Here is a 13,929-nt window from a genome sequence, read left to right on the forward strand (position 1 = left end):
CCGACCTGCGCGCGCGCCGCCCCGTGAGGGTGGATCGTGGTCGGAACGTGAGAGCGCAGGGGCTCGGCGAGTTCCTGCTTCGTCCTACCGAAGGAGCTGCCATGACGTCGACGAACGCCACGAACGAACTGCACCGGACCCTGGGCCATCGTCTGGAGCGCGGGGGGACCTGGGCCTGGGCCTACGTCGACGCCTCCGGGAACGTCGAGGACCCGCGCCGGCAGGCCGCACTGAAGCTCCGCGGTGTCGAGGAGTCGCTCCGGGCCTCCGGGTCGGACACCACCGCCGTCGACGTCATCGCCGGAGAGCTCGAGGACACCCCCGGGGTGCCGTCGCCCGTCGCGCGGTACGTGCTCGTGCACGACGGCGAACTCGTGCTCAGCGAGGTCCTGCCCGGGCCGATGCAGGCGTCCGAGTCCATCGGCGCCGGGGCCGTCCCCGACCTGGTGCCGCTCGTCGCGCACCGACCGATCGAGCTGCCCTTCCTGGTCGTCCAGGTCGGCAAGGACGGCGGCGGCTACCGCGCGTTCAAGCTCGGGCACCCCGCGACCGCCGACGACGAGGTGCGGGTCGACGGCGAGACCTTCGACCAGCACAAGGTCAAGGGCGGGTTCGGCGACTGGAAGCAGCCGCGGTGGCAGAGTCGGACCGAGGAGGTCTGGCGCCAGAACACGGCCGAGGTCGCCACGGCGATCGACAAGGCCGTCGCCCGGTTGAGCCCGGCGCTCATCGTGGTGGCCGGCGACTCGCAGGCCCGACCGATGCTGCTCGAGAAGCTGTCCGCCGAGGCGCGGAAGCTCGTCAGCGAGGTCCCCGGCGGCGGGTTCGACGAGACCGTCCTCGGCGACCACACCCGCGTCGCCCTGGCCCGGGTCATCGCCACGCACCGCCACGACCTCGAGGACCTGCTCCGCACCCACGTCGGGCGCGGTGACAACCAGGCCGTCACCGGGCTGGGCCCCGTCGTCGAGGCGCTGCAGCAGGCCCAGGGCGCGACGATCGCCCTCGACGCGGTGGCCATCGGCGACCGCACGCTGCTGGCACTCGGGTCCGCGCCGTGGGTCGCGACCGCGCCCGAACAGGCCGCCGGCGTCCCGGTGATCGGCCCCGTGCCCGCCGTGTGTGCGCTGGTGCGTGCCGCGGTGCTGACGGACGCCGAGCTCGTGCTCGTCAACGCGGCGTCGTTGCCCGGGGGTGCGGCTGCAGCGGCGCTGCTGCGGTGGCCGGTGGGCCCGACCGTGCCGGCCTGAGCCGCGGGTCGGCCCTGCGCCCGCCGGAATCCCCGCAGGAGGTCGAATCGCGCGTTGTCGGTCGGGTCTTCCCGCTGCCGACGCGCGATTCGACCTCCCGTTGCGGACGGTGTGGGATCGAACGAGCGCGCGTCAGTCGTGGGAGCGATCGGCGCGGGGGACCAGGGGCAGCGCCAGCAGGGGCAACACCGCCACGATGCCGAACGACGCCGCGAAGCCGAGTGCCCCGACCAGGGCCCCGATGCCCGGACCCACGGCGCTCGCCGCCAGGAACTGCCCGGTGTTCTGCGCGCCCAGCGCCCGACCCGACCAGAACGGCCCCGCTGCCTCGGCCACCGAGGTGTACGCCAGCCCGTTGTCCGCGACCGTGACGCTCGTCGCCACCACGAGGAACACCGCCGCCCCGGCCAGGTGGGTGGCGTCCACCGCCGCCAGCACCGCCATCACGACCGCCGCGCTGACCGCCACGATTCGCAGCGGCCCGACCCGGGAGCCCACGCGGTCGCTCCACCCGCCCACCAGGATCCGCCCGATCGCCCCGACGAACTGGGACGCCCCGACGAGCAGGCCGGCCGCGGGCGTCGACCACCCGAGCCCGACCAGCCAGACCAGGCCGTAGGTCGACAGCGTGAACTGCGGGACCACGAGCAGGACCGACACGGCGTGCACCCGCCACAGGAAGCCGTTCGTCCGGTAGGGGTTCGCCGTGGCCGCCGCCGGCGCGCTCCCGCGAGCGAGCCGAGGCGGGTTCGCGATGCCGATCGCGCACAGCACCGCGAGCACCGCGCAGAGCACCACCGGCAGCACGAGCGCGGCCCGGATGCCCGACGCCTCGGCGAACTGCGGCACGGTGACCGCCGCCAGCGTGACCCCGAGCGGCTGCGACATCTGCCTGATCCCCATCGCCAGGCCGCGACGCTCCTTCGGGAACCACCCCACGACCACGCGACCACTGGCGGCGTTCGTCGAGGCGCTCGTCATGCCGGCGGCCAGGAAGGCCAGTCCGAGCAGGACCGGATCACCGGCGGCGACCCACGCCGCGACGACCGCCAGGGTGGTCAGCACCAGGCCGCCGGCGATGACGACGCGCTCGCCGACCCGGTCGGTCAGCGCGCCCCAGGCGATGAGCGTCAGCACCATGCCGAACGTCGGCGCCGCGGCGAGCACGCCGGCCAGGGCGAGCGGGGTGCCCTGGGCGTGCAGGTAGGGGATGAGCAGTGCCGGCGCCGAGACGACGAGCGTGCCCGCTGCCTGGGCCGCGACGCCGAGCGCGAGCATCGTCCAGGCACGGGTGGGGATGCGTGTCGCGGGGGTGGCGGGAGCCGAGGTGGTCACGAGCAGTCGTTTCGTCGCGGAACTGATTGGTATACCAAAACGGTATACCATCCGCGCCGCACCGCCACTAGGCTGATCTGCCGTGACCGAACCGATCGACGAGACGCCGGTGTCGCAGACTGCCCAGCTCTACGACAACCTGCGCGCCGCGATCCTGACCCTCGACATCGCACCGGGTGAACGCATTTCCGAGCGGGGTCTCGAGGCACGGTTCCACGCCTCGCGCACCCCGGTGCGTGCGGCGCTGTCACGGCTCGAGCGCGAGGGGCTCATCCTGCACGAGGGCCGTTCGTGGACGGTCACCCCGATCGACCTCGACGAGATCGCGTCGCTCGCGGAACTGCGCGGCGTGCTGGAGCCCGCCGCAGCACGTCTGGCGGTGGAGCGCGCGACCGAGGACCAGCTCGCCGAGGTCCGCGCGCACCTGGACGGGCTCCGCCCCACACCCGACCAGCAGTCCGGCATCCGGATGGGCTCGACGTTCCACCTCGACCTGGCCCAACTCGGCGGCAACCGGTTCATCACCGACGCCATCACCGACGCCCTGACCCGGCTCGAGCGCACGCGGTGGATCGAGGTCCGCACGCCCGAGGCCCGCGACGCGGCGTGGGACGAGCACAGCGCGATCCTCGACGCCGTCCGCGCTGGGGATGCCGACCACGCCGCGACGCTGCTCGCCGCGCACGTGGCCGGCACCAACGACCGGTTGCTCGCCTTCATCGCGCAGGAGCGCCGCCGCCTGCGGGGAGCCGGCATGACGATCATCGGCGCGACCGAGCGATGAACCCGCCGGCGGTCCGCTGAGCAGTCCGCCGAGCGGTCCGCCGGGCGGTCAGCCCGGCTGTCTCCGTACCGCGACGTGCGCTGCAGGGGCGAGCCGGGCCTCCTGGAAGAGGATCCCGCGCTACTCGAGCCGCGTGACGTCGTCCCCGTCGTCCAACGGGACCGCGCCGGTGTGCTCGAGGAGCGCGTCGCGCACCTCGGCTTCGTCGCGGTTGTTGCGGATCGCGTCGCGTCGTCCTGCGTGCGTCGACTGTGACATCTCTGGTCGTCCTTCCCGAAGGCGGGCCGTGGCCCGCGGTGATGCGGGCACCGCCCGCTGATCCTGGTTCCTCACGGGACGTACTGAGGTCGCCCCAGTGTGGTCCGGTCCGTCCGGATCCCGCAAGGGTCCGGGGTGTCCTGTGGAGAAGTCCGTCGTGAGGGCGTGCCTAGGATGGTCCGCTGTCGGGGTGGCTCGCCTCCGGCTCGGACGCGGACGGACGGGAGGCCCGGCTTGGCCGAGCAGCGCACGGCACCTCCCACGGTCTACGACGTCGCCGCTGCGGCCGGCGTCTCGATCGCCACCGTCTCCCGCGTGCTGCGCACCCCCGATGCCGTCCGCGAGGGCACCCGCGACCGGGTGCAGGCCGCGATCCGCAGCCTCGGGTACGTCCCCTCCGGCAACGCCCGGGCACTCGCGGGCAAGCGCACCGGCGTGGTCGGCCTGCTGCTGCCCGGGTTCGACGTCGTCGCGGACGAGCGCCCCGGACTCGTGACCGACGGCGGGGTCCGCGTGGTCGACGACCGCCGGCACGTCACGCAGCCGTTCGCGTCGAACCTGTACTTCGACGAGGTCCTGCGGGGCGCGGAGACCGAGGCGTGGCAGCGCGGCCTGGCGCTCATGGTCGCCGCCGGGCGGGGTCCCTCGCGCGACGTCATCGTGAACGACGTCGCCGGACGCGTCGACGGCCTCGCGGTGCTGGCGCGGACGGTGCCGGACGAGCTCCTCGAACACGTGGCCCGGCGGATCCCGGTGGTGGTCCTGGCGGACGACCGGCGCTCGCACGGCTTCGACTCGGTCAGCGTGGACAACGCGGCTGGGATGCGGACCGTGGCGTCGCACGTCATCGGACGACTCGGGATCCGATCGGTCGCCTACGTCGCCGGGCCGGTCGACTCGCCCGACGACATCGAGCGGGCGACGGGCTTCGCGGCGGCACTGGCAGACCACGGGGTCGACCCAGCGTCGGTGCGGACGCTGCACGGGGACTTCGGGCGGGCACGGGCGCGGGACCTGGCGGTGGGACTGGTGGCCGACGGGGCGCCGCGGGCGATCGTCTGCTCGAACGACCAGTCGGCGCTGGGGGTGCTCGACGCGGTCCGGGCGGCGGGACTCCGCGTTCCGGAGGACGTGGTGGTGACGGGGTTCGACGGCATCGACGCCGGGCGGTTCTCGGCGCCGCCGCTGACGACCGTGCACCAGCCGATGGGGGCGCTCGGCCGCGCTGCGGTCGAGGCGATCGTCGACCGCTTGGACGACCCGGTCGGGCCGCCGCGGTCGGTCCGCCTGCCCGTCGAGGTCCTGCTGCGTGAGAGTTGCCCGCCGGCGCTGTAGCGGTGCCGGAGGGGCCCGAGCCGGTGCCGGTGCGCGAAACTCGCACCGTGCGAGGTTCCGTCTTGGTGCGAGCCTGCCCGCTTCGTGCGAGGAAACAATCCCGCACCGCGCGGCCAACCCTGCACCACTCGCGAACCTCGCACTGTGCGGGCCGCACCGCGCCGCCAACCTCGCACCGTGCGAGCCGTGCGAGCCGTGCGCACCGTCCCGCTTGCGCCACGCGATGTAAGCGCATACATTGTCCCAGTACCCACTCGACACGGAGGTCGACCGAGCAATGACGCTTCCCCCACAGCGCACGCGCCGGCGCGGACGCCTCGCCGCGGCCCTCGCCGGCATCGCCGTCGTGGCCCTCGCCGCCACCGGCTGCAGCATCCAGGTCCGATCAGAGCCCGATCCCACGATCGGCAAGGACACGATGCTCATCAACGCGGACCGCGGCAACCCGCTGTTCGACCGCAACTTCAACCCGTACATCGCGAACGCCCGCACGGCGTCCAAGTGGATGTACGAGCCGCTCATCGAGATCAACCCGCTCGACGGCAAGGGCACCCCGTGGCTCGCCAGCAGCTGGAGCCAGCCGGACGCCAGCACGATCGACATGACGATCCGCCGCGGCGTCGAGTGGTCCGACGGCTCGCCCTTCTCAGCGAAGGACGTCGTCTTCACGTTCGACCTGCTGAAGCGGTTCCCGGCGATGGACGTCAAGGGCGCCTGGCAGCACATCAAGACCATCGAGCGGGACGGCGACCACGTCGTCTTCCACCTGAAGAGCGAGGACGTGCCGAGCCTCAACATCATCGGCGCGACGTACATCCTCGGCCAGCAGCACTGGAGCGGGGTCAAGGACCCCACGACGTTCCGCGACCCGGACCCCGTCGGCACCGGCCCGTTCGTGCTCGGCAACTACACCGACCAGCAGTACTCGATGGACAAGAACCCGCGGTACTGGCAGGCCGGCAAGATCGCGATCAAGCACCTCATCCTGCCGGCGACGAACACGCAGCTCGACACCGTCACGCGCGGCTACGACTGGGCGTACTCGTTCATCTCCGACGTCAAGGGCACCTGGGGTGCGGCGTCCGACACGAACCAGTGGTGGTTCCCGGCCGGCGGCGTGATCGGCCTCATCCCGAACCTGACGAAGGCGCCGTACGACGACGTCAACATCCGCAGGGGCATCTCGCTCGCCCTGAACCGTGACGACATCGCCGAGACCGCGTCCGAGGGCAACCTGGCGGCCGCGGGTCAGACCGGCCTGATCCTGCCGAACCAGGAGCAGTACCTGAACCCGGCGATCCCGGACAGGGGCATGATCACGCAGGACGTCGAGGCCGCGAAGCGTGAGTTCGCGAAGTCCGGCTGGACCGACCAGGGCGGCAAGATCGTGAAGGACGGCAAGCAGCTGTCGATCACCATCATGACCGCGAACGGGTACTCGGACTGGCTCCGCGCCGCGCAGGAGGTCCGTCGTTCCCTGACGGCCATCGGCGTGAAGGTGACGATCCAGGCCCCGCAGCCCGCCGGGTACCAGCAGAACATCAACAACGGCACGTTCGACATGGCGATGGGCGGCATGGGCAACGGCGACGTCTACCAGGCGTTCAACTCCCTGCTCAGCAGCGACTTCTACCAGCCGGTCGGCAAGTCGACGGTGAACAACTACGAGCGGTACCGGAACGCCGACACCCAGCGGCTGCTCGACGAGTACAAGGCGACGACGGACCCGGCGAAGCAGCAGGAGGTCCTGAACCAGCTGCAGGAGATCGTGTACGACGACCTGCCCGTCATCGGCATGTACTACGGCGGCCTCTGGGGGCTGTTCAACACCGGCAAGTTCGTCGGGTGGCCCACCGCGAAGGACCCCTACATGGCACCGCAGAACTACGACTCCGCACCGCTGCTGATCTTCACGAAGCTGCGACTCCGTGACAGCGCCGCCGGCCGGCAGATCCTGCAGCAGGAGGCAGCGAAGTGAAGTACGTCCTGCAGAAACTCGTCCTCTTCGTCCTGACCCTCTGGGCCGCGGTCACGCTGAACTTCGTGCTCCCGCGACTCATGCCGGGCAGCCCGAGCGACGCCGCCCTGGCGAAGCTCAGCCAGAACGGCCCGGTGACCGACGCCACCAAGAAGGCCATCGAGGCCCAGCTCGGCGTCCCGACCGGCAACCTCTGGGACCAGTACGTCAGCTACCTGCACCAGGTCGTCACGCTCGACTTCGGCGTGAGCTACACGTTCTACCCGCAGCCCGTCGGCGACCTGGTCGGCAAGGCCCTGCCCTACACGCTGGTCCTGGTCGGGGCGGTGACGATCCTGGCGTTCGTCATCGGCACCCTGATCGGCGTCGCGGCGGCGTGGAAGCGCGGCACCTGGCTCGACTCGCTGCCGACGCTGTCCGGCAGCTTCATGTCGACGTTCCCGTACTTCTGGACGGCGCTGCTGCTGCTGTTCTTCCTGGGCTACGTGCTGCACTGGTTCCCGACCACCGGGGCGTCCTCGGCGACGAGCATCCCGGGGTTCAACGGTGAGTACATCGGCGACGTCATCCAGCACGCGATCCTGCCGGCGCTGACGATCCTGGTCACGAGCCTCGGCGGCTGGATCATCGGCATGCGCAACGCGATGATCAACACCCTCGGCGACGACTACGTCACCTTCGCCGAGGCGAACGGCCTGCGCGGTCGCACGGTGGCCGTCCGGTACGCAGCGCGGAACGCGATCCTGCCGAACCTGACGGGCTTCGGCCTGGCACTCGGTGGTGTCGTCGGCGGTTCGGTGCTGGTCGAGCAGGTGTTCGGCTACCCGGGCATCGGCTACCTGCTCTTCAACGCCGTCATCGGGCAGGACTACCCGCTCATGCAGGCGCTCTTCCTGATGATCACCGTGTCGGTGCTCATCGCCAACTTCATCGTGGACGTCCTGTACGGCGTCCTGGACCCGAGGACGCGCCGATGACCACGATCGCAGTACGCACGCAGGAACCGGAGCAGCAGGCTCCGTCCCGATGGAAGAGTGCAGCCCGCCAGTTCGGAATCGTGTGGGGCAACACCAAGGCCCGGATCGGCATCGTCATCCTCGCCGTGTTCGTCGTCGTGGCGCTCACAGCACCCCTCCTCGCCCCGTACGGCGCGTCCCAGAACGGCTTCGCGCGCTCCGCCGACGCGACGTGGGCACACTGGATGGGCACCACCGCCGCCGGCGAGGACGTCCTCTCCCAGCTCATCTACGGCGCCCGCATCTCGGTCATGGTCGGCGCGGTCGCGGGCATCCTGTCCACGCTCGTCGCCGTCGCGATCGGCCTCAGCTGGGGCTACGTCCGCGGCTGGGTCGCCGAGGTCATCGGCTTCATCGTCAACCTGTTCCTCGTCATTCCGGGCCTGCCCCTGATGATCGTCATCGCGGCCTACCTGCAGAACGGCGGCATCGCGGTCATCATCGCGGTGATCGTCGTCACCGGCTGGGCCTGGGGTGCCCGCGTCCTGCGCAGCCAGACGCAGTCACTGCGCGGCCGCGACTTCGTGACCGCGGCGCAGTTCTCCGGGGAGGGTGCGGCGCGCATCGTCTTCCGCGAGATCCTGCCGAACATGACGAGCCTGATCGTCGGCAGCTTCTTCGGCGCCGCGACCAGCGCGATCCTCGCCGAAGCCGGTCTCGAGTTCCTCGGCCTCGGTGACTCGTCGGTCGTCAGCTGGGGGACGATCCTCTACTGGGCGCAGAACTCGAACGCGCTGCTGACCGGCCAGTGGATCCTGCTGTTCGCACCGGGGCTCTGCATCGCCCTCCTGGCGATGAGCCTGACCCTGATCAACTTCGGCGTCGACGCCGTGTCCAACCCGCGACTGCGCGAGGGCGCGCGCCCGAAGCGCAAGGAGGCGACCGCATGAGCGACGCACGTTCCGCACCCACCACCGGACTGGAGGCTCCCACCGGCGCCGCCACGAGCCTCCCGTCCGACTCGACCGACGTCCTGCTCGACGTCCGCGACCTGTCGGTCGTCTACGAGTCGTCCGGCCAGACCGCCGTGCAGGCGGTCGACCACGTGTCCTTCCAGCTGCGCAAGGGCGAGTTCGTCGGCCTGGTCGGCGAGTCCGGGTCCGGCAAGTCGACCCTCGGCTACGCGCTGACCCGCCTGCAGAAGCCGCCGGCGCGGACGAACGGCGGCAGCATCGTGTTCGCGGGGAAGGACATCCGCGACCTCGGTGACGAGGAACTCCGGCAGCAGCGCCAGGGTGGCTTCGCGATGGTGCTGCAGTCGGGCATGAACGCGCTCAACCCGGTCCGGACGATCCGCAACCACTTCATCGACGTCTTCAAGGCCCACGGCCACGTGCCGCGCGAGCGGTGGGACAGCCGGATGCGGGAGCTCGTCGGCAAGGTGAAACTGCCGGACTCGATGCTGGCGCGGTTCCCGGGGGAGCTCTCCGGCGGCATGCGACAGCGCGTGTCGATCGCCCTCGCGCTGTCCCTCGAGCCCCAGCTCATGGTGTTCGACGAGCCGACCACGGCGCTCGACGTGCTGGTGCAGCACGCGGTGATGGACACGATCATCGAACTGCAGCGGTCCGAGGGCTTCACGGCGGTGCTCATCAGCCACGACCTCGGCATCGTCCTCGAGGCCACCGAGCGCGTCCTCGTCATGCACGAGGGGCGCATCGTCGAGGACGGCGGCTCGCGGGAGATCCTGCGCGACCCGCAGGACGCGTACACGCAGATGCTCCTGTCGCACTACGCCGACCCTCGTGCTTCGGTCGTCAGTCTGCCCGGCTTCCCGGACCGGTCGCTGCGCTCGTCCGACGGCGCGACGCGACAGGAGACGACCTCGTCCTTCAGCACCGTCGGGTCCCGCGAACGATCGGCCGCACGCAACCCCATCACCGTCGAGCACCTCGTCAAGACGTACGCGCCGCCCCGCCGCGGCGAGGACCCGGTCCGCGCCGTCCGCGACGTGTCGTTCACCCTCGAGCCGGGACAGTCCCTGGCGCTCGTCGGCCAGTCGGGCTCCGGCAAGTCGACGATCGCCAAGATGCTCACCGGCGTCGAGAAGCCGAGCTCCGGCTCGGTCCGGTTCGGCGACCTCGACGTCGCCCGTGCCGGCAGGCGCGGGCTGCGTGACCTGCGCTCCGAGGTGCAGATGGTGTTCCAGGACCCGTACTCGGCGCTCAACCCGCTGCACACGGTCGAGTACACGCTGACCCGTCCGGTCGTGAACTACACCGGGCTGCGCGGCAAGGACGCTCGGCACCGCGTCCTCGAACTGCTCGAGACCGTGGGCCTGACGCCGGTGGAGCAGTTCGCGCAGAAGCTCCCGCACCAGCTCTCCGGCGGGCAGCGGCAGCGCGTCGTGATCGCCCGGGCGCTCGCGAGCGACCCGCAGGTGATCATCGCCGATGAGCCGGTCTCGATGCTCGACGTGACGCTCCGCGCCGGGGTGCTCGCGCTGCTCGAGGACCTGCGCGAGCAGTGGGGCGTCTCGCTCCTCTACATCACGCACGACCTGCTGAGCGCCCGACTGATCACCGACGACATCATGGTGCTGCACGACGGCGCGGTCGTCGAACGGGGACGGACGGCCGACGTGCTGCAGCACCCGCAGGACGACTACACGGTGGCGCTCCTCGACGCCGTGCCGAACCCGCGGCGCAGACTGACAGCATGAACCTGCGCGCGTTCCCCACCGTCCCGCCGTTCGGCCACCTCCCCACCCCCGAGGGCGTCGACGTCGTCGGCATCGACCTGCCCGTCGGTCGGCTCACCGCCTACCGCGTCGTCCCGACGGGCCCGTCGAAGGGTGTCGTGCTCGTCGTCCCCGGGTACACCGGCTCGAAGGAGGACTGGCGCACCTTCATGCCCCTGCTCCGCGACGCGGGCTGGACCGCGGTCGCGATCAGCCGCCGTGGCCAGGCCGACTCGGCGGCACCGACCGAACCCCGGGACTACGCGCTCCAGGAAGAGGCCGCCGACGTCGTCCGGGTCGCCCGCCTGCTCGACGACGGCGCCCCCGTGCATCTGATCGGGCACTCGCTGGGCGGCGTGATCGTCCGCGCCGCCGCGATCCAGGACCCGAGCGCCTTCCGCGACGTCGTGCAGTTCTGCTCCGGCCCGTACGGCTGGCCCTACCGCAAGGTCACCGAGCTGACGATCCTGCACGACACCGCCGGCAACCTGCGCCAGCTGTTCGACTCCACGAACCCGCTGTGGGCGTACCGCCCCGACGAGGAACTCCCCGACGACGTCCGCATGGTCCGCGACCGCTTCGACGCCACGAGTCCGCTCAGCGTCGTGGCCGGCGGGCACATCCTCGAGGACCACACCGACGCCTCCGACGAACTCCGCGCCACCGGGCTCCCCGTGCTCGTCACGCACGGCGAGTGGGACACTGCGTGGCCGATCCCGTGGCAGCGGCAGATGGCGTCGGACACCGGCGCCGAGTACGTCGTCATCCCGGAGAGCTGGCACGGCCCCCAGATCGAGAACCCGCAGGGGACCGTCGAGGTCTTCGATCGGTTCCTGTCCGCCCACTGAAAGGCACCATCATCAGCACGCTGCAGTTCCCCGACGGCTTCCTCTGGGGTGCCGCCACCGCCGCCCACCAGATCGAGGGCAACAACGTCAACAGCAACTGGTGGGTGCACGAGCACGAACCGGACACCACGATCGTCGAGCCCTCCGGGGACGCGGCCGACAGCTACCACCGCTACCGCGACGACATCCGGATCGCGGCGGAGCTCGGGCTGAACTCCTACCGGTTCAGCATCGAGTGGGCGCGCATCGAGCCCGAGCGCGGGTTCGTCAGCCGCGCCGAGGTCGACCACTACCGCCGCATGGTCGAGACCTGCCACGAGTTCGGCCTCGAGCCGATCGTCACCCTCATGCACTTCACGGTCCCGCGCTGGTTCGAGCGCGACGGCTTCTGGCGTGCACCCGACGCCGCCGACCTGTTCGCCCGGTACACCGAGGCCGCGCTCCCCGTCGTCGCCGACGGCGTCCGCTACGTCTGCACGATCAACGAGCCGAACATCGCCGCGATGCTCGCCGGCGGCGAGGACGCTGCGAACCTGGTGGCCTACGGCCTGCCGAACCCGGACCTGGGTGTCGCCGACGCCCTGCTGGCCAGCCACCGGCGGTCGCGCGAGGTCCTGGGACAGGTGTCGGGCCTCCAGTCCGGGTGGACCGTCGCGACCCAGGCCTTCCGCTCGAACGGTGAGCCCGGGGCGGACGCGATGCTGCGCGAGTACGGGTACCCGCGCGACGACTGGTACCTCGAAGCGGCGGCCGGGGACGACTTCCTCGGTGTGCAGGCCTACACGCGCACGTTCATCGGGCCGTCCGGACCGCTGCCGGTCACGGACGACGTCGAGACCACGCTCACGGGCTGGGAGTTCTGGCCCGAGGCCTCGGCCGAGGGGCTCCGCAGTGCGTGGGAGCTGTCCGGGCACGTGCCGCTCATGATCACCGAGAACGGCATCGCGACCGCGGACGACTCCCGACGCGAGGCCTACACGCAGGGCGCCCTCGAGGGCATCCACCGCTGCATCGAGGACGGCATCGAGGTCCTCGGCTACCAGCACTGGTCCCTGCTCGACAACTACGAGTGGGCCTCCGGGTTCCGGCCGACCTTCGGTCTCGTGGCGTGGGACCCGCTGACGTTCGAGCGCACGCCGAAGCCGTCCGCGCACTGGTACGGGGGCGTCGCGCGCGCGAACGCGCTGACGGTCTGATCGTCCGGCGGTCCGACTGGAGGCCCTGGTCGCCCCGTCCGGTCGGCACCCGTCACCGGGGTGGCCGGCTGTTCAGCGGTGGATGCCGAGCAGTTCGCCCGGGCCGGCATCGCGCAGCAGCTCGGCGCGGTCGGCCGCGCTCGACCCCTCGTCGTCCCTGGCGTACCGGTCGACGTCGCGGGTGAGGACCTGGCGCACCGTGTCGACGTCCCCCGAGTCGACGGCCGCGATGAGCAAGGTCGCACCCCGGGAGCCCCTCGCCCGGGTGTCGGCGCCGGCGTCGCAGAGGATGCGGACCACCTCGGCGTGACCACCCCAGGCTGCCCGGACGACGGGCGGGTTGCCGTCGGCGTCCCGCGAGCCGAGGTCGGCGCCCGCCGCCGCGAGCACAGCGACGGCCCGTCGCGCGTCGCGGTCTATCGCCAGCGTCAGCGGTGTCCGGCCCGCGGCGTCCACCAGTTCGAGCGAGGCGCCACGGCGCAGGAGCTCCTCGAGCATCTCGGGCCGGTCGAACCACGCCGCCGCGTGCATCGGCGCGAAGCCCCACCGCGGGTCCACGTCATCGACGTCGCTGGCGTCGTCGGCGAGGTGCAGTCCGCCCAGGTCGCCGTAGGCGGCGGCGCGGACACCCTCGGTGGCCCACTCGACCCAACCGTCCGGTACCGGCCCGTGCCAGCCGCGGCCGGGACGGTCGTCGAGTCCGGTGAACGCGGACTCTTCGACGCTCCTGACCTCCACCGACACGTCCGTGAATCGGATCGCGACCTCGCCGACGGGGGAGACGAGCAGGCGGAGTTCCCAGGTGTCGCGGCCCGCGTGCTCCAGTTCGCCGCGGAGCAGGTGGGCATCCCCGGCGAGGAGCCCGGTCGGGTCGAGCAGCGGTGGTTCGATGACCGCGTCGGCGAAGCGCATGGTCACGCGCGCGTGGTTCCAGCGCCGCCAGAGTCCGTCCGCCGTGTCGAGCACTTCGTCATTGCGGACGAGCACCTCGGCGTGCAGGACGACCGGGTCGGGTTCGCCGTGGTCGGGCAGCGCGGCGGGTTCGTCGTCGGCGGGTTCGTCGTGCCGGTGCATCGGCTCGACCGTCCAGCGTGCGACCCGGGAGTCCGACCACTTGACGGTCGCGAGGGCCGCCACCGTCGGCGGAGCGTCCTCGAGCAGGCGGCGGAGGTGGTCGGCGGCACCGTCGAAGTCCTCGAGGGACACGTAGCCCACCGCAGGCCAGTTCACTCGACTCCATCGCACGTTC

At 71.4% G+C, this 13,929-nt stretch carries 12 protein-coding genes; 9 read left to right on the forward strand and 3 right to left on the reverse strand.

The window, feature by feature from the left end; genetic code table 11:
- The first annotated feature begins 101 nt into the window (after nucleotides 1-101).
- Nucleotides 102-1,250, forward strand: a complete 1,149-nt coding sequence (locus DEJ13_RS02285) for a baeRF2 domain-containing protein (RefSeq protein WP_111108095.1) — start codon at nucleotides 102-104, stop codon at nucleotides 1,248-1,250.
- Between the two features lie 132 nt (nucleotides 1,251-1,382).
- Here the strand turns inward: DEJ13_RS02285 and DEJ13_RS02290 are convergent, their stop codons facing one another.
- A complete protein-coding gene (locus DEJ13_RS02290; protein ID WP_111108105.1) occupies nucleotides 1,383-2,528 on the reverse strand; it encodes an MFS transporter in 1,146 nt (381 codons plus the stop codon).
- Nucleotides 2,529-2,667: 139 nt separating this feature from the next.
- Between DEJ13_RS02290 and DEJ13_RS02295 the strand changes: the two genes are divergently transcribed.
- Nucleotides 2,668-3,369 (forward strand): GntR family transcriptional regulator, encoded by a 702-nt coding sequence (locus DEJ13_RS02295; RefSeq protein WP_111108096.1) that lies wholly within the window; start codon nucleotides 2,668-2,670, stop codon nucleotides 3,367-3,369.
- 120 nt (nucleotides 3,370-3,489) lie between these two features.
- Here the strand turns inward: DEJ13_RS02295 and DEJ13_RS02300 are convergent, their stop codons facing one another.
- A complete protein-coding gene (locus DEJ13_RS02300) occupies nucleotides 3,490-3,627 on the reverse strand; it encodes a hypothetical protein (RefSeq protein ID WP_156463617.1) in 138 nt (45 codons plus the stop codon).
- Between the two features lie 234 nt (nucleotides 3,628-3,861).
- Here DEJ13_RS02300 and DEJ13_RS02305 point away from each other — a divergent pair, with 234 nt between their 5' ends.
- From DEJ13_RS02305 to DEJ13_RS02335, 7 genes are all read left to right on the forward strand, one after another.
- Nucleotides 3,862-4,962: a LacI family DNA-binding transcriptional regulator gene (locus DEJ13_RS02305; protein ID WP_235515509.1), complete on the forward strand. Its 1,101-nt coding sequence runs from the start codon at nucleotides 3,862-3,864 to the stop codon at nucleotides 4,960-4,962.
- A gap of 277 nt (nucleotides 4,963-5,239) precedes the next feature.
- Complete coding sequence (locus tag DEJ13_RS02310) at nucleotides 5,240-6,940, forward strand: ABC transporter substrate-binding protein (protein WP_258374199.1); 1,701 nt, start codon at nucleotides 5,240-5,242, stop codon at nucleotides 6,938-6,940.
- Complete coding sequence (locus tag DEJ13_RS02315) at nucleotides 6,937-7,917, forward strand: ABC transporter permease (RefSeq protein ID WP_056123389.1); 981 nt, start codon at nucleotides 6,937-6,939, stop codon at nucleotides 7,915-7,917. The genes DEJ13_RS02310 and DEJ13_RS02315 overlap by 4 nt, the downstream gene beginning before the upstream one ends.
- Entirely contained in the window at nucleotides 7,914-8,846 is a 933-nt protein-coding gene (locus DEJ13_RS02320) for an ABC transporter permease (protein WP_111108097.1), read from the forward strand. Before DEJ13_RS02315 ends, DEJ13_RS02320 begins: the two co-directional genes overlap by 4 nt.
- On the forward strand, nucleotides 8,843-10,618 hold the full coding sequence (locus tag DEJ13_RS02325; RefSeq protein WP_258374200.1) for an ABC transporter ATP-binding protein: 1,776 nt from the start codon (nucleotides 8,843-8,845) through the stop codon (nucleotides 10,616-10,618). Before DEJ13_RS02320 ends, DEJ13_RS02325 begins: the two co-directional genes overlap by 4 nt.
- Nucleotides 10,615-11,484: an alpha/beta fold hydrolase gene (locus DEJ13_RS02330; protein ID WP_111108098.1), complete on the forward strand. Its 870-nt coding sequence runs from the start codon at nucleotides 10,615-10,617 to the stop codon at nucleotides 11,482-11,484. Before DEJ13_RS02325 ends, DEJ13_RS02330 begins: the two co-directional genes overlap by 4 nt.
- 8 nt (nucleotides 11,485-11,492) lie before the next feature.
- A complete protein-coding gene (locus DEJ13_RS02335) occupies nucleotides 11,493-12,680 on the forward strand; it encodes a family 1 glycosylhydrolase (protein WP_111108108.1) in 1,188 nt (395 codons plus the stop codon).
- 72 nt (nucleotides 12,681-12,752) lie between these two features.
- Here the strand turns inward: DEJ13_RS02335 and DEJ13_RS02340 are convergent, their stop codons facing one another.
- Nucleotides 12,753-13,925 carry an ankyrin repeat domain-containing protein gene (locus DEJ13_RS02340; RefSeq protein ID WP_146245328.1) on the reverse strand — a complete coding sequence of 391 codons (1,173 nt, stop codon included), beginning with the start codon at nucleotides 13,923-13,925 and terminating at the stop codon, nucleotides 12,753-12,755.
- Between the last annotated feature and the right edge of the window lie 4 nt (nucleotides 13,926-13,929).

It is taken from the genome of Curtobacterium sp. MCLR17_007 (assembly GCF_003234655.2).
Lineage (GTDB): Bacteria > Actinomycetota > Actinomycetes > Actinomycetales > Microbacteriaceae > Curtobacterium.